The following is a 16143-nucleotide window of genomic DNA, read 5'->3' as shown; positions in this document are numbered from 1 at the left end:
CGTTTAAGTAATGGTTATTCTTTAAATAAAAATGAAGTCTATGAGTACTAAGCTGTAAAGACACTTCCTTCCTCCAGCTTCCACCTTCCTTTCCCTTTTATATTTCTGATTTCATATGTTTTTCCAAAGCCTCAGCGCTTTTGTTATAGGCCCATTTCTGCTTGTAATCCACCCATCTGGCTTTAAAAAGCTTACGCATCAGTTTATCCGTGTACCTCATAATGAAAACATGATACAGCATATTGGCAAAAACATTCGGTTTATTGGGTAACGCCCTCAGTGAAAGAGAAAAGCCCGGTTCCAGATATCTGTTAAAGTGCCAGAAAGCCCCCGGAATAAAGAGTGCATCGCCATGCTCCATAAAAATTTCATAGCCTTTGGCATATTTCAGCGCCGGAAACTTTTCGTAATCCGGATTTTCATAGTCGATCTCATAAACGGTATGAACGGATAAAGGTACTTTATACAAAAACGGAGACTGCTTCTGATCAAACAGCAGAATTCTTTTCTTTCCTTCAAAATGAATATGCATAAAATCACCCAGATCCACATCGTAATGCATTAAAACATGTGCTTCACTGCCGCCGAAAAATAAAGTCGGTAGCCTTTTAAAAAATTTTATTCCAAGATCAGGATAGGTGAAGTTTTTCAGCAGTTCGGGAAGCCTGTCTGTGATGATATAGAAAAAGATACGCAGATCCGAAGGTTTGCTTTTAATCGTATCAATATACTCTTTCATTTTCATATGGGTAACGGGAGCATCAGAACTTTTTGCCGCATCAGCCGGCTTATTGTCATATAACGGAACTTCCTGATCCCCTGCCTTTTCCCGGATATAGGCCAGATTCCATTTATCAAAAGCATCCCACCGGCTGGCAAAATTCTTAATCAGAAGAGGCTTCTGCTTTTTGAAATAATTTTTCTGAAAATCTTCTTTACTGATATCATTCACAATATCTACGTTTTCGAGGATCATGTAGTTTGTATTTAATGCGAAATAAAAATAGTGTTTTTTTAAAACCTGAGAAAATTAAGTTAAAAGGGCAGGAAGCCGGAAGAGGGATGCTAGAAGTTAAGATTTGTCTTGCAAACGTCTATACATCATTCTATAAAAAGATTTTTATGGAAAACTTAGAGCTCTTCTTCAGCTTCAATAAACTTCCCGCTCCCAGCTTCAGACTTCCTTACTTTATTAGCAGAGCTCAGATGAAAAATTTATATTTGTGATAATAAGTGAATTTATGAGAGCCTACAATACGAAACATTTCCTTAAAATCCTTTTCAGTTTACATAAAAGCGATACCCTGAAAATTCTTTTCCCAAGTATGATTCTTGTAGGCCTTTACTCGTGGGGAATTCAGTATCTGGAAGTGGAATACCTTCATCTTACTTCAAAATCGGGAATCAGCAATGTAGGAATGATTCATTCTCTTCTGGGTTTTGTACTTTCCCTTTTGCTGGTATTCAGAACCAATACCGCTTATGACAGATGGTGGGAAGGCCGAAAACTTTGGGGAAAACTGGTGAATGACACCCGAAATTTTGCGATAAAAATCAATACAATTCTTGGTGGTAACCGTCAGGATGCTGAGCAGATTGCAAGATATTTAAAATTCTTTCCTCACTTTTTAGCCAAACATCTTTCCAAAGAATCTACAAGGCTGGCTTTGGATGAAGATTATTCTGAAATTGAGAACTCCTTAAAAAACCATGGCCCGAGCGAAATTGTTATCCTGCTAAGTTATAAACTGAACCAGCTAAAAAAAGAAGGGAAAGTTTCAGAAGTTGAAATGTTGTATTTAGACACCCAGCTTTCTGGATTTCTGGATGTGTGCGGAGGCTGCGAAAGAATTAAAAACACCCCTATTCCGTATTCCTACTCTTCTTTCATTAAGAAATTTATTATTCTGTATGTCTTTGCGCTGCCTATTGCATACGTTATTACAATAGGTCTTTTTATGATTCCGCTTACCGTTTTTGTATATTATGTATTGATGAGTCTGGAACTTATTGCAGAAGAAATTGAAGATCCTTTCAATAATGATGAAAATGATATTCCAATGGAAACCTTAGCCCAGAATATTGAGAAGAATGTACATCAGATTATGAACAGAAAATAAAACCCTGTCTAAATGTTTCTGTCTATATTTTGACCCCAAAAAACTATTTACTACTTTTGAATTAAGATACCGGAAAATTATCTTATACTTATCAAACAGCAAAGACAAAGGTCAGTAAAAAGAAAAAAATAATCTCACAAATAATATACAATTGGTACAGAAACTAAAACTGGAAGAACTTAACAGAATAGATGTAGAAACATTTAAGAAGGTTGAAAAAATTCCGTTGGTCATCATTTTAGATAATATCAGAAGTATGCACAATGTAGGTGCAGCTTTCAGAACGGCTGATGCTTTTTTAATTGAAAAAATAATTCTTTGCGGAATTACCCCGCAGCCGCCCCACCGTGAAATTCATAAAGCAGCATTGGGAGCAACGGAAAGCGTAGACTGGTCTCATGAAGCGGAAACCAATACGGCGATTGCTGACCTGAAAAGAAAAGGATACGAAATCATCGGAATTGAGCAGACCAGCGAAAGTCAGCTTATCACGGATTTCACGATTGACAGATCAAAAAAATATGCACTGATTCTCGGAAACGAAGTAGAAGGAATAAGCGATGAGGCTCTTCCTGATATTGATGTATTTTTAGAAATTCCCCAGCTTGGAACCAAACATTCTCTTAATGTAAGTGTATGTGCCGGAATTGTGATGTGGGAATTCGCAAAAGCATTAAAATAAAAAAACTGCATATGTCCTTAGTAGACAGTGCAGTTTGAAATAAATCTAATAAAAAGTAAAAATGAAAGGCGACAAAGGTACTTTATTTTTTTTTACAAACAAATTTTGACGGCACTTTTTTTGTTTCATCTTAAAAAAAGTCGTGTTTTCAGAAAAAGTTTCATTTAATTTTTTATAAATTAGCACAATGTTTATCAAGGACTATATCTCAAAAGACTTTCCATGTTTTAGCCTGTCTGACTCCATAGAGCTGGCCAGAAATACATTGGAAGATTTTGGATATTCCCATGTTTTCATCAAAAAATCACATCACTTCTACGGAGCCCTTGCCATGGACTTTCTGTATGAGGAAGATGGGGGAACCTTGAAAGACCTTGAGCGTCAGATCGAACGGTTTGCCATCCTGGAGGACAGCAATATTATGGACAGCATCCGTCTGTTTTATACCTTCAGCAGCAATGTGATTCCTGTGATTAATAAAAATGAAAAATATCTGGGGTATATTACCTGTGAAGATGTTTTCCAGGACCTTTCCCGTTATCCTTTATTTTCAGAAACAGGAGCCATTCTTACAGTGGAAACTCCGGCCAGAAAATACTCTATGACGGAAATTACCAATATCGTAGAAAGCAATAACTCGAAGTTTTACGGAGGGTTTATAAGCTTCATGTCTGAAGAAGTGGTCCAAATTACCATAAAGATCAGCAATGAAAACCTGGCCTCGATAGACTCTACATTTGACCGGTATGACTACAGAATTGTTGAAAAATACTATTCTGATGAGAAATCCGACCTGTTTAAAGACCGTTATGGTTTTTTACAAAAATTCATAGAAATATAACATGAAGGCAGCCATATATTCTCAGAAAAAAGATCTTGATACTTTTTTATATTTAAGCAAGTTTATCTCTGAACTTGAAGCCAGGGATGTAAAATCTGTTCTGTATGATGAAATGGCCGAAGCACTTCAGTTTTCAAAAATATTCGAAACCTTCAACTGTAAGCAGGACCTTCTGGACAAAGAAGTAGACCTGTTCTTCACTTTCGGTGGAGACGGAACAATTGTAAACTCTTTAACCTTCATTGAGGATCTTGAAATTCCTGTTGTGGGAGTCAATACAGGAAGACTTGGGTTTCTGGCCTTTTTCACTAAAGAAGAAGCATTTAAAGAACTGGATTCTATCTTAAAAGGGGAAGTAAAAACAAGCCGCCGTTCAGTAATTGAAGTCGTTTCTCCAAAGCTTGAAGGAGCTTTTCCTTATGCTTTGAACGATGTTACCGTTTCCAGAAAAGAAACCACGTCCATGATCACCGTAGATTCTTACATCAATGATGAGTTTTTGAACGTATTCTGGGGTGACGGAGTGATCATTTCCACCCCTACCGGATCTACCGCTTATTCTCTGAGCTGTGGGGGACCTATCATATCCCCGAACAACGAGAATTTTGTCATCACTCCTATCGCTCCTCATAACCTGAATGTGAGGCCTTTGGTAGTGAATGATAAGGTAGAAATAAAATTCCGGGTGGAAAGCCGGGTACCTCAATACTCTCTTTCCCTGGACTCCCGACTGATACATATAGAAACCGATAAGGAAATCATCATAAAAAAGGCAAAATTCCAGCTTCTTCTGGTGCAGCCCAACAGTTTGAGTTTCTACGAAACCATCCGGCAGAAGCTCCTTTGGGGCAGAGATAAAAGAAATTAACAATTTCTTAAAAATGATTACCTTTACACGAAATTAAATCACCTAATAAATTTATACTAAAAAGTAAAACATGAGCAGAATTTTTCCGGCAGGAGTTGCCACAGGCCAGTTAGTTACTGATATTTTTCAGTATGCTAAAGAAAACAAATTTGCATTACCTGCAGTAAACGTAATTGGATCAAGCAACATCAATGCTACAATGGAAACTGCAGCAAAGTTAAACGCTCCTGTAATCATACAGTTTTCGAATGGAGGAGCTGCTTTCAATGCAGGGAAAGGATTAAGCAATGACGGACAGAAGTCTGCCATCTTAGGAGCTATCGCCGGAGCAAAACATATCCACACTCTTGCTGAAGCTTACGGTGCAACTGTAATTCTACACACAGACCACTGTGCAAAGAAATTACTTCCATGGATCGACGGATTGATGGATGCTAACGAAGAATTCTTCAGGCAGACCGGAAAATCTCTTTACTCTTCTCACATGTTAGACCTTTCTGAAGAGCCTTTAGAAGAAAACCTTGAGATCTCAGCTCAATATTTCGAAAGAATGGCTAAGCTTCAGATGACTCTTGAAGTAGAAATCGGAGTGACTGGTGGTGAAGAAGATGGGGTTGACAACTCAGACGTTGATAACTCTAAATTATATACCCAGCCTGAAGATGTAGCATATACGTATGAAAAATTAAAAGCTATTTCTGATAACTTTACGATTGCTGCTGCCTTCGGTAACGTACACGGAGTTTACAAGCCAGGAAACGTAGTTCTTACTCCGAAAATCCTTGAAAATTCCCAGAAGTATGTTCAGGAGAAATTCGGAACAGCTGCTAAACCTATTAACTTTGTATTCCACGGAGGTTCAGGATCTACATTAGAAGAGATCAGAGAAGCTATCGACTACGGAGTTATCAAAATGAACATCGATACTGACCTTCAGTTTGCATATACAGAAGGCATTAGAGATTATATGGTGAACAATATTGACTATTTAAGAGCTCAGATCGGAAACCCTGAAGGAGAAGAAAAACCTAACAAAAAATTCTATGATCCAAGAGTTTGGGTAAGAAAAGGTGAGGATACATTCTCTGCAAGATTGGTGAAAGCATTTGAAGATTTAAATAACGTAAATACTTTAAAATAAGAACTGTACATTTGTATCAATGTAAAAATATTCATAAGAATACATTTACATTGGTACATTTTACATTTATACATTAATACAAACAAAAATGGCATTCGACTGGTTTAAAAGAAAAGCAAAAAACATTACCACTTCTACTGATGAGAAAAAGGACGTTCCCAAAGGACTTTGGCATCAGACTCCTTCCGGAAAAGTAGTGGAACATGATGAACTAAAGAGAAATAACTATGTTTCTCCTGAAGACGGATTTCATGTAAGAATAGGAAGTGCAGAATTTTTTGACATCCTTTTTGATGGTGGTAAATTTACCGAACTGGATGCCAATGTTGAAAGTATTGATATCTTAAACTTCAAAGATACAAAGCCTTACAAAGACCGTTTGAAGGAAGTAAAAGCCAAAACAAAGCTTACAGATTCTATCAGAAATGCGGTAGGAACTGTAAAAGGAACTGAAATGGTAGTTTCTTGTATGGATTTTGCTTTCATTGGGGGATCTTTGGGTTCTGTAATGGGAGAAAAGATCAGAAGAGCAGTAGACTACTGTATCGCCAACAAACTTCCGTACATGATCATCTGTCAGTCCGGAGGAGCAAGAATGCAGGAAGCCACTTACTCTTTGATGCAGCTGGCAAAAGTTCAGGCTAAATTAGCACAGCTTTCTGAAGCCGGGCTTTTATACATCGCTTATCTTTGTGACCCTACATTCGGAGGAATTACAGCGTCTTTCGCCATGACTGCCGATATCATTATGGCTGAACCGGGAGCACTGATCGGTTTCGCGGGACCAAGAGTAATCCGTGAAACGATTGGTAGAGATCTGCCGGAAGGATTCCAGACATCAGAATTCTTACAGGAAAAAGGATTTGTAGATTTCATCGTAAAAAGAACTGAAATTCAGGATACTGTTGCCAAAACAGTTAATTTATTAGCGGTAAAAGCATAGTATCTGTAACAAAACAATACAATCTCTCTCTAATTAGGGAGAGATTTTTATTTTATGAGGACTTTTAAGATATTTTTCAATACCATCAGAAGTATGAGTTTTAAAAAGATTATGCGTCTTTTATCACTTGTCCTTCCCCATCCTCTTTTCTCTTTGTTAAGCTTCTATGCTACCGTAAAAGCTTTTACCATAGCCCAGAAAAAATTCCCAAAAACGGCCTCCAATAATGGAATCGGGAATGCTTTCAGGCATGCCCTTTGGTCCTGCTTCATTATGATGTACTGCTGTAAAATTTCGTCTCCTAAAAAGGCGCTTGACTTTTGTAAAAGAATGACAGACCTTCATGAAGAACTATTCCCCAACAAGCCCCTGGAAACCAAAATGGATCTTCACAACAACAAGTTCGGAATGGATTATTTTATGGATCTTCTACCGGGAATTCACCGCCAGTTTTTTGAAAAAAGCTTTTTTGTAGACGGATTGGTAAAAAAAATGGACGATGCCAAGGTTCTGAAAAACCTGGACGACGATTTTGAAGGGTATCTTGTTTACCTGGAAGAGTAAATAAATCATTTCATCTTAAACGCTAAGGATCGCAAGGAAAATACATAAGCTTAATGTATATTTTCGGCCGCAAGGGCATTTCATTCAGCGATGTTCTCTAATTTAAATGCTCTTTGTTTAGTGCGAACGCCTTTGCGAACGAAAAAATCATACATAATTATTAGAAACCTTTGCGGGCATTGCGTTAAAATAAGCTAGAATCAGCAAACTATCATTAATTTTCTTTCACTCCGGAATAACAAAAGACTTTAGTTATTTTTGCGGTTTAAAGTATTTTTGATAAGTTTAAACAATTAAATCAATTAGATGGTTCTCAGCAGAATTTGGTCGGCTTTCATTATCATTGCCATTGCCATTGCCAGTATAAAATATGTTTCGTCCAGCAACTACAAAACCATTTTCAATGATATGGTGGTGGGGAAAGGCGGTGATACGGTGAAGATTGCATCTCAGCCTATGAATACCCTTTCTCCTCTTGTCAGAGACAGTCTGATGAAAAAAAATGATTTTGCAGACAGCAGAATTCACTATAAAACAGATTCTTTAAAACAGAATGTAAATGTCTACCGCGTTCAGGAAGCCGATGGAGTCATCGGAACTTCAGAGACTGCAGTAAAGATCTGCCTCGGGCTTATCGGAATTATGACTTTGTTTATGGGATTCATGAGTATTGCTGAAAAAGCAGGAGGTATCAACCTTTTAAGCCGTTTGATCCAGCCATTTTTCTCCAAATTATTTCCGGATATCCCCAAGAATCATCCCGCATTCGGACATATGCTGATGAATTTCAGCGCCAATCTCCTTGGGTTGGATAATGCGGCAACTCCATTTGGACTAAAAGCCATGGAAAGCCTGCAGACTTTAAATCCCAATAAAGATACCGCCAGCAATTCACAGATTATGTTTTTGTGTCTCCATGCCGGAGGTATGACTTTGATTCCCGTGTCAATCATTGCTATTAGAGCATCTATGGGATCAAAGACCCCTACAGATATTTTTTTACCATGTATGATTGCTACTTTTGCCGCAACATTGGCTGCGATGATTATTGTCTCTTTATATCAGAAAATCAATCTTCTTCGTCCGGTAGTAATAGCTTACGTTGGAGGAATTTCGGCAGTGATAGCATTATTGGTCATATATCTCGTGCAATTGAGTAAGGATGAACTGGATGATTTCAGTAAAGTAGTAAGCAATGGTTTAATTCTCTTCATTTTCCTAGCCATTGTACTCGGAGCTGTTTACAAGAAAATCAACGTTTTTGATGCCTTTATTGAAGGCGCAAAAGAAGGTTTCACAACCTGTGTCAAGATTATTCCTTACCTGGTCGGGATGCTGATTGCCATCTCGTTATTAAGAACTTCCGGCGTTTTTGATGTGATCATTGACGGAATGAAATGGGTGGCCAACGTTGTCAATATGGATCCAAGATTTGTAGACGGGCTTCCGACAGCCTTGATCAAACCTTTATCCGGTTCCGGAGCCAGAGGAATGATGGTGGATACGATGGCAACATTTGGAGCCGACAGCTTCCAGGGGAAGCTGGCAGCGGTGCTTCAGGGAAGCTCAGATACGACGTTTTACGTAATCGCGGTTTATTTTGGAGCCGTGGCTGTTAGGAATACCAGATACACGATAATTGCCATGCTTCTGGCTGATTTAGTCGGTGTTATCACTTCCATTGCGTTAGCTTATCTATTTTTTGCTTAATTTAAAGTTGCAGGTTGGATTGTTGCTGGTTTTTTTAACGTTAAAAATGCATTGATGAGTTACGAAAGACCTGATATTTATAATATGGCTTTTAAGCTGTTTATTGAAACACATAAGTATCACTTCCAACTGCCAAACTATGAATTATATGAATTGGGCAGCCAATTGAAACGATCCGCAGAATCCGTTGAAGAAACCATTACAAAGGTGACTTCATGAGGTTTCTCACCTACTCTCAGGCAAGCTGTGAGAAAACGGTATGCCATTTGTCAAAAGTCAACAGGCTTTATCCTGAATTAAGCTTAAGCTTTAAAAAAAATCGAGGAAAAATCAATAACTTTATAAAATACATTCACTTAAACTGGCGAACATAACCCAAACTAGCAACCAGCAACCAGCAACAAAATTACCTCACTATGATTACCGATAAAGAATTCACCCTTAGACTCATTCGCCAGCTGACCCAGGCATTAGAAAAGCTTATCCTGGACAAACCTGAAGAGAGCTTAATGCAGAAAGAACTGGATTTTGACACCCTGATGAGAGACATTTTCAAAATGAATTTCACAGAAGTTTCTTCTAAAACTAAAGAAGAAATAATTGCTATTGTCAATGAAAGACAGGAGAGAGACCACAAAGATTATTATGAAATGCTGGGAAATCTTTTCTACTTTACCGGCAGACAGAATCAGAATAAAGATTTTCAGGATAAAGCAAAGACTTTCTATGAGCTGTATCTTCAGACCAGCGGAATATTTGCACTTCCCATTATCAACAGAATAAATGAATTAAAAAAAGCACTTGAATAAAGTGCTTTTGTATTTTTAGAATGTGATTTTATACGTTCCGGTAGAAGAAGTACTGGCTTTCTCAGCCTTTACGTATTTCTTAACCCAGGCTACAGATGTAGAGGCTACACAAGGATCTGAAACGCCGCCTGATCTTCTTGCTGACACTACATTTCCGGCTTTATCTACGGTGTAGGCAATAGTAATAGAGCCGCTTGCCGTACAGCTGTGAGAGGGCTGTGCCCCACCTCTTCCCATTGTTCCGGGAATATAGCCCACCAGCTTTCTGTCTATTCCTACCTTGCTGTCTCCGTTTCCATCTCCGCCTAAAGGATCTCCTGCATTTCCAATGCCATCACCTGTTCCCTGGCTTCCGGCTTTTGTTCCTCTTCCTTTGATGAGGTTTCCAATAGCAGCATTTCCTTTTCCGTCGCCATTTCCTGTTTTTGAGTTGGCTGTAGCAGCGCCAGATTTCTTAGTATTTTTAGAAGCACTTGTACTCGTAGCTTCTTTTTTTTCAGATTTTTTTGATTCTTCCTTTTTAGGAACCGTTGCTTTTGAGTTATTTCCCGTGATAACTTTCTCTTTAGTTTCTGCTTTCTTTGGGTCAGGAGCAGGCTCTGGTTTTACAACAGTCTTTGTTTCCGGAACGGGTGTTTCCGCGGGCTCCGGAGTCACTACTTCTGTAGCAGCAGCAAGACTTCCAGGCTGCTCGGCGGGCTCTTCAATACCCTTTCCGTTTCTGTTGTCGCCAAAGTTCACCAGCATTGTGGTTACATTTTCCGGCTCTTTATCCAGCTCGGGTTTTAATTTATATAAAAAAACAAAAAGCAAAATAGCAGCCCAAATAAGAATAGAAAGCAGTGCGCTTTTTACCCTGTCTTTATTTTCTTCGCTTCTGTTTGCTGTATAGCTTCTCATCTTAAAACGTAATTCTTTCCGGAAATCCGGATCTGTTATTTGTCTTTAACGGTTGCAATAGCAATGTTAAATTTATGTTTTTCAGCAATTTCCATCACAAAAACAACATCTTTATGCAATGTATTTTCGTCAGCTCTGATTGTGAACGATTGATTGGTCTGACCAGCCAATTTATCTACAATCATCTTCTCCAATTCTCCTTTATTGACAGGATTATCATCTACAAAGAATGATCCGTCCGGTTTGATGCTTACTGTCACAGGATTGGGTATATTGTCGTCAACAGCTCCGGCTTTCGGCAGATTCACATCAATAGCACTCTGATTGGCTGCCGAAGAGGTGATCATAAAGAAAATCAGCATCAACAGGATAACGTCTGTCATCGCTGCTAAACTGAATTCCGGGTTCGCTTTATTTCTTCTCTGAATTTTCATCGTAAGAAAGATTTATAAAGGTTTGTTGATAAGGTCTAAAAACTCTCCTGACATATTCTGTGCTTTCAGTACAAATTTATCAATCCTTGTTAAAAGGATATTGTAACAGAAATTAGCAGGAATAGCCACCGCCAGACCTACAGCGGTCTGTCCCAAAGCGGTATAAATACCTTCTGATAGTGTTTTCGGAGAGAAAGATCCTGTGGCATGGGACAGATTAAAGAAAGCAATAATCATCCCGATTACGGTACCTAAAAGCCCCAGCATCGGTGCAATACTTGGTACTACAGCCAAGAGGTTCAGGTTTTTCTCCATATTGGCAACCTCTACCTGCGCCTGCGCTTCCATAGCACTTACAATATCAGAAACAGGGCGCCCCAATCTTGAAATTCCTTTTTCTAAAATTCTTCCTTCCGGAGAGTTCTGGGTTTTGCAGTAATCTGCTGCTGCCTCTATTTTTCCAGCTTTGATAAAGTCTTCGATATTATTCATAAAGTTGGAATCTGTTTTTGAAGTCAGCCTTTTGATAAAGAAAAATCTTTCAAAAAACAGGTATAGAGAAAATATGCCCAACAGCAATACCGTGACCATCACTATTTTAGCGAAAGCACCTCCATGGAACATGATCTTCCAGAATGAGAACTCTAAATTGTCTGTAGCAACTGCGGGTGTAGCGATTTGTGCAAATAAAATCTGAGAAAGTTCCGTTAACAGCATTAAATGTGAATTTATTAAATTTTCAACGACAAATGTAGGAGAATATTATGAATTGAACTCTTAAAAATTGCTTAAAAACAACTTAAAATTTGTTACAATTTTATAAATAGCAAATTTCTTTCCAAAAAGACTTTGAAAAGAAACTGTATTAAAGAATGACGGCAAATTGGTTAATCTTCGTCTATTTCAATAACATCCTGCTTGAATTCGCATTTTAATCTAAAAGGAATCGGTGTATCTGATCCGGTATAGAAATCATCAATGGTTCCTTTCCAGATAACCTGAAGCTCTCCTTCTTCATTTCTGTCAAAAAGAAGCTCATTATCATAGATATAGGCATCTTCGTCATCGAAAAGATCTACTTCTGTGTAGGTTTCTTCGTCAGAATCATCGATTTTGATGGTTTTTCCTTCTATTTCCGACGACTCGATAGGGAAATCGAAAACTTCGAGTGAAAGCTGCGGAAAGTTGTACTGCAGTGAATCATCGTCCACGTGATCCAAACTGTCATCCGTAATAACTTCAACCTCTAAAAGGTGTTGCTGGTTGCTGTAAACGGCCTTACAATAAGTATTTCTGATATTGTATTTTAGCGTTTCCTCCGGATGGTAAATTTTTAAAATCCCTTTCATTTTTTCTTAAAAAAGAACTGTAATAATATGATTGTTAAACGTTTTAGACAAAGATAAAAAATTGATTCAAAGTTAAAAGGATTTTGAAAATAATTTTTTTAAAATCAATGCATACAATAAGACTGAATATCCCAATAATACTTACTTTTGTTTTCATAAAGATTCTGAAAATGAAAAACATTGTATCAAAAGGTATTCTAGGATTAGGGTTGATGATTGGTCTTGCTTCCTGCAAAAAATCGGATTCTCCCCTTACAAAAGTGACGCCCAGCAACCTGGATTCTATTGCTTCCAACTATTATGAGCAGTATCTTAAGCTATATCCTTTAGAGGCTACAGCACAGGGAGACGGAAGATATAATGACCAGCTTCCTATCAATATTGATAAAGATTTTATCTCAGGAGAAGTAGCATTTTACAATTCTGTACAGAAACAGCTGGAGCATGTAGATTACAAAACTCTTTCTGATGAAGATAAAGTGGTGTATGATGTTCTGGATTATACTTTAAAAGATAAAACTGAGGCTTATGCCTATCATCCGGAATATATTCCTTTTACCCAATTCGGGGGGCTTCCGCTTACTTTTCCCCTGTATGGAAGCGGCCAGGGCAACCAGCCTTTTAAAACAGAGAAAGACTACAGCGACTGGCTGAAAAGAATGGAAAAGTTCCCGGAATGGATGGATGCCGCTGCGGACAATTTCCGTGAGGGAATCAGCAATAAAATAGTGCTTCCTAAAAAACTGGTTGTCAAGATGATTCCTCAGATGAAAGCCGAGGAAATTACAACTTCTGATATGGAAAAGAATATTTTCTACGGGCCTATTAAAAATTTTCCTAAAAATTTCTCACAGGCTCAGAAAGAAAAATTTTCAGCACTTTATAAAGACGCCATTTCAAAAAAGATTATTCCTGCCTACACTAAAATGGGTGTCTTTTTAGAAAAAGAATATCTTCCAAAGGCAAGAGATACGGACGGATACAACAGCCTGCCTAATGGGAACGAGATCTATAATTATTATGTAAAAAGCTGGACAACCACCAAAAAGTCTCCTGAGGAGATCAATAAGATCGGATTACAGCAGGTCGCTATGCTGCGTGCAGAAATGGAAAAAGTAAAACAACAGGTAGGTTTCTCCGGAACGCTGGAAGAATTTATCACTTTTGTAAAAACAGATCCTAAAGCAATGCCTTATAAGACTTCTAAGGAAGTTTTAAATGCCTTCAACGGTATTCTAACGAAGATTACTCCGAAACTGAAAACGATGTTTAATGTAACGCCCAAAACAAAGTTTGAGATCAGACAGACAGAGAAGTTCAGAGAGGCAAGCGCCAGCGCAGAGTACATCCCGGGAACTCCGGATGGAAAAAGAGCCGGTATATTTTATGTTCCGCTTCCGGATCCCGCTAAATTCAATGTTACTTCAGGAATGGAATCTCTTTTCCTTCATGAGGCTATTCCGGGACATCATTATCAGGTTTCTTTACAGCAGGAGAACAATCAACTTCCTAAATTCATGAGATTCGGATGGTTTGGAGCGTATGGTGAAGGATGGGCTCATTATTGTGAAACATTAGGTCCTGAATTCGGCTTATATACGGATCCTTATCAGAAAATGGGGTATTTAAGTGATCAGATGCTGAGGGCGGTAAGGCTTGTGGTAGATACGGGACTTCATACCGGAAAAATGTCACGTGAAGACGCCATTAAATATTTCTTAAGCAACATTTCTTATGATGAAGGATCTGCCACAGCAGAAGTAGAAAGGTATATGGCAATGCCGGGACAGGCCTTGGGCTACAAAATAGGCTCATTAAGAATTCGTGAACTGAGAGAAAAGTATCAGAAAGAGCTTGGAAATAAATTCAATCTGGCAAGCTTCCATGATGAAGTATTGAGCCAGGGCTGCCTTCCTCTGGATGTTCTGAACAGAAAAATGGAGCTTTGGGCTCAAAAGCAGAAATAAGATATATCAATAAAACTAAAGGGTACTGAATACATAGCAGTACCTTTTTCATTTCAATCCTCTATTCAGTAAATTTGAATAATTTTAAAATAAAACCCCATGATCACAGAAAGCATCAGGTCTCTTTACAACAGAGATTTAAATAAATTAAAAGCAGAGATAGAAGCCTATCAAAACGAAGAAAATCTTTGGAAAACTGATAAAAATATTGCCAATTCTGCAGGTAATCTCGTTCTCCATCTGGTGGGAAACCTCAATCATTTTATAGGAACACACCTTGGAAACTCAGGATATGTGAGGCAACGCGACCTGGAATTTTCACTAAAAGATATTCCAAGAGCTGAGCTTATTGAAAAAATAGAAGCTACTACAGCCATGATAGACTCCGTTTTTGCTCAATTGTCTGAAGAAGATCTGAAAAAAGAATATCCATTGGTTGTTTTTGAGAGAGCCATGACAACAGATTACTTCCTGATCCATCTGGTTGCTCATCTTGATTATCATTTGGGACAGATTAATTACCACAGAAGGTTATTGGACATTTAATCCATCAATTAACAACTAAAATAACGCAACGATCACAAAGTAATTGTTGCGTTTTCTTTTTCGTTCGCAAGGCCGTTTCACTCAGCTAAGAAAACATTGTCCTGGCCAAACGAAGTACCTCTTTGCAATATTTGCATTAAAATACAACGGGTTACTTCTCAAACATCATTTTTGTAATAAAATCCTTCTCTCCTTTTCCTCTTGCCGGAGAATATTCTCTCCCATAGAAAATAATCTGAAGATGAAGTTTATTCCATACTTCTTCAGGGAATAGCTTCTTTGCATCACGCTCTGTTTCCACTACATTTTTTCCGGAGGTAAGTTTCCATTGTGTCATCAGACGGTGAATATGAGTATCTACCGGAAATGCAGGAAATCCGAACCCCTGACTCATCACCACTGAAGCGGTCTTATGGCCTACTCCCGGAAGCGCCTCCAGTTCTTCATACGTCTGAGGAACAATGCCATTATGCCGCTCCAACAGAAGTTCGGCCATTCTTTTCAGGTTTTTGGCCTTAGTATTAGACAATCCTATTTCTTTGATCAGTTCTTTGATTTCAAATTCTTCCAGTTTGGCCATCCTTTGCGGGGTTCCAGCTACCGCAAAAAGATCAGGTGTTACCTGGTTTACCTTTTTATCTGTGGTCTGTGCAGAAAGCGCTACAGCAACCATTAATGTATACGGATCGGTATGGTCTAACGGAATAGGTGTGGTGGGATATAATTTATCCAGTTCTCTCTGAATGAGCTCAGCTCTTTGTTTTTTTGTCATGTAACCCTTAAATTTGAACAAAATTAAATCATTATGCTGAAAGTTGGAGATAAATTACCTGAATTTGAAGGACTCAATCAAGACGGGGAAACAGTAACCTCATCAAAATTAATCGGAAAGAAACTGGTGGTTTTCTTCTATCCGCAAGCCAATACGCCAACCTGTACAGTGGAAGCCTGCAACCTTAGTGATAATTATTCTAAGCTTAAAAAAGCGGGGTTCCAGTTATTGGGAGTAAGTGGTGATTCTGTGAAAAAACAGAAGAATTTCCATAGCAAATTTGCTTTCCCTTATGATCTTATTGCAGATGAAAGCCGTAACATCATTGAAAAATTCGGGGTGTGGCAGGAGAAAAAAACGTTTGGAAAAACCTATATGGGAATTGTAAGAACCACTTTTATTTTTGATGAAAACGGGGTTTGTACAAGAGTCATTGAAAAAGTGACTTCAAAGACTGCTGCTGAACAGATTCTGGAAGGGTAGTTTTAACGCAGATA

The 16143-nt window shown here is 38.2% G+C and carries 19 protein-coding genes; 13 read left to right on the top strand and 6 right to left on the bottom strand.

The features are described 5' to 3' along the window. Positions 1-97: 97 nt before the first annotated feature. Complete coding sequence (locus ACP3T3_RS14930; protein ID WP_426476614.1) at positions 98-976, bottom strand: cupin-like domain-containing protein; 879 nt, start codon at positions 974-976, stop codon at positions 98-100. Positions 977-1241: 265 nt separating this feature from the next. Here ACP3T3_RS14930 and ACP3T3_RS14925 point away from each other — a divergent pair, with 265 nt between their 5' ends. The 10 genes from ACP3T3_RS14925 to ACP3T3_RS14880 all read left to right on the top strand — a co-directional run bounded on the left by ACP3T3_RS14925 (position 1242) and on the right by ACP3T3_RS14880 (position 9678). Continuing rightward, positions 1242-2120, top strand: coding sequence for a bestrophin family protein (locus ACP3T3_RS14925; protein ID WP_426476613.1), 879 nt, complete (start codon positions 1242-1244; stop codon positions 2118-2120). A gap of 151 nt (positions 2121-2271) precedes the next feature. Continuing rightward, a complete protein-coding gene (locus tag ACP3T3_RS14920) occupies positions 2272-2802 on the top strand; it encodes an RNA methyltransferase (protein WP_426476612.1) in 531 nt (176 codons plus the stop codon). A 187-nt stretch (positions 2803-2989) separates the two neighbouring features. Continuing rightward, positions 2990-3643 carry a CBS domain-containing protein gene (locus tag ACP3T3_RS14915; protein ID WP_426476611.1) on the top strand — a complete coding sequence of 218 codons (654 nt, stop codon included), beginning with the start codon at positions 2990-2992 and terminating at the stop codon, positions 3641-3643. 1 nt (position 3644) lies between these two features. Beyond that, positions 3645-4511 (top strand): NAD kinase, encoded by an 867-nt coding sequence (locus tag ACP3T3_RS14910; protein WP_426476610.1) that lies wholly within the window; start codon positions 3645-3647, stop codon positions 4509-4511. A 70-nt stretch (positions 4512-4581) separates the two neighbouring features. After that, a complete protein-coding gene (gene fbaA / locus ACP3T3_RS14905) occupies positions 4582-5652 on the top strand; it encodes a class II fructose-bisphosphate aldolase (RefSeq protein ID WP_426476609.1) in 1071 nt (356 codons plus the stop codon). A gap of 88 nt (positions 5653-5740) precedes the next feature. Continuing rightward, on the top strand, positions 5741-6595 hold the full coding sequence (accD, locus tag ACP3T3_RS14900) for an acetyl-CoA carboxylase, carboxyltransferase subunit beta (protein WP_121486672.1): 855 nt from the start codon (positions 5741-5743) through the stop codon (positions 6593-6595). Between the two features lie 54 nt (positions 6596-6649). Further along, a complete protein-coding gene (locus ACP3T3_RS14895) occupies positions 6650-7159 on the top strand; it encodes a DUF6973 domain-containing protein (RefSeq protein ID WP_426476608.1) in 510 nt (169 codons plus the stop codon). 306 nt (positions 7160-7465) lie between these two features. Beyond that, complete coding sequence (locus tag ACP3T3_RS14890) at positions 7466-8869, top strand: nucleoside recognition domain-containing protein (protein ID WP_426476607.1); 1404 nt, start codon at positions 7466-7468, stop codon at positions 8867-8869. A gap of 54 nt (positions 8870-8923) precedes the next feature. Then, positions 8924-9088 (top strand): four helix bundle protein, encoded by a 165-nt coding sequence (locus ACP3T3_RS14885; RefSeq protein WP_426476606.1) that lies wholly within the window; start codon positions 8924-8926, stop codon positions 9086-9088. Positions 9089-9285: 197 nt separating this feature from the next. After that, the gene (locus ACP3T3_RS14880) at positions 9286-9678 is read left to right on the top strand and encodes a hypothetical protein (RefSeq protein ID WP_426476605.1); all 393 of its coding nucleotides are present in this window, start codon (positions 9286-9288) and stop codon (positions 9676-9678) included. 15 nt (positions 9679-9693) lie between these two features. On the opposite strand, the gene ACP3T3_RS14875 is transcribed toward ACP3T3_RS14880, so the two are convergent. The 4 genes from ACP3T3_RS14875 to ACP3T3_RS14860 form a co-directional block, all read right to left on the bottom strand. Beyond that, entirely contained in the window at positions 9694-10578 is an 885-nt protein-coding gene (locus tag ACP3T3_RS14875) for a ferric siderophore ABC transporter substrate-binding protein (protein ID WP_426476604.1), read from the bottom strand. A 35-nt stretch (positions 10579-10613) separates the two neighbouring features. Beyond that, positions 10614-11012, bottom strand: a complete 399-nt coding sequence (locus ACP3T3_RS14870) for an ExbD/TolR family protein (RefSeq protein WP_047375968.1) — start codon at positions 11010-11012, stop codon at positions 10614-10616. 12 nt (positions 11013-11024) lie between these two features. Next, positions 11025-11729 (bottom strand): MotA/TolQ/ExbB proton channel family protein, encoded by a 705-nt coding sequence (locus tag ACP3T3_RS14865; protein ID WP_426476603.1) that lies wholly within the window; start codon positions 11727-11729, stop codon positions 11025-11027. A 170-nt stretch (positions 11730-11899) separates the two neighbouring features. Further along, the gene (locus tag ACP3T3_RS14860) at positions 11900-12361 is read right to left on the bottom strand and encodes a hypothetical protein (protein ID WP_426476602.1); all 462 of its coding nucleotides are present in this window, start codon (positions 12359-12361) and stop codon (positions 11900-11902) included. A 170-nt stretch (positions 12362-12531) separates the two neighbouring features. Here ACP3T3_RS14860 and ACP3T3_RS14855 point away from each other — a divergent pair, with 170 nt between their 5' ends. Further along, positions 12532-14328 (top strand): DUF885 domain-containing protein, encoded by a 1797-nt coding sequence (locus ACP3T3_RS14855; protein WP_426476601.1) that lies wholly within the window; start codon positions 12532-12534, stop codon positions 14326-14328. A 99-nt stretch (positions 14329-14427) separates the two neighbouring features. Then, positions 14428-14874 (top strand): DinB family protein, encoded by a 447-nt coding sequence (locus ACP3T3_RS14850; protein WP_426476600.1) that lies wholly within the window; start codon positions 14428-14430, stop codon positions 14872-14874. 151 nt (positions 14875-15025) lie between these two features. On the opposite strand, the gene nth is transcribed toward ACP3T3_RS14850, so the two are convergent. After that, the gene (gene nth / locus ACP3T3_RS14845; protein ID WP_426476599.1) at positions 15026-15646 is read right to left on the bottom strand and encodes an endonuclease III; all 621 of its coding nucleotides are present in this window, start codon (positions 15644-15646) and stop codon (positions 15026-15028) included. A gap of 33 nt (positions 15647-15679) precedes the next feature. Here nth and bcp point away from each other — a divergent pair, with 33 nt between their 5' ends. Beyond that, positions 15680-16129: a thioredoxin-dependent thiol peroxidase gene (gene bcp, locus ACP3T3_RS14840; RefSeq protein ID WP_426476598.1), complete on the top strand. Its 450-nt coding sequence runs from the start codon at positions 15680-15682 to the stop codon at positions 16127-16129. Positions 16130-16143: the final 14 nt, after the last annotated feature.

Source organism: Chryseobacterium sp. CBSDS_008 (genome assembly GCF_049959325.1).
Taxonomy (GTDB): Bacteria; Bacteroidota; Bacteroidia; order Flavobacteriales; family Weeksellaceae; genus Chryseobacterium.
This window is presented reverse-complemented; position numbering and strand designations above follow the sequence as displayed.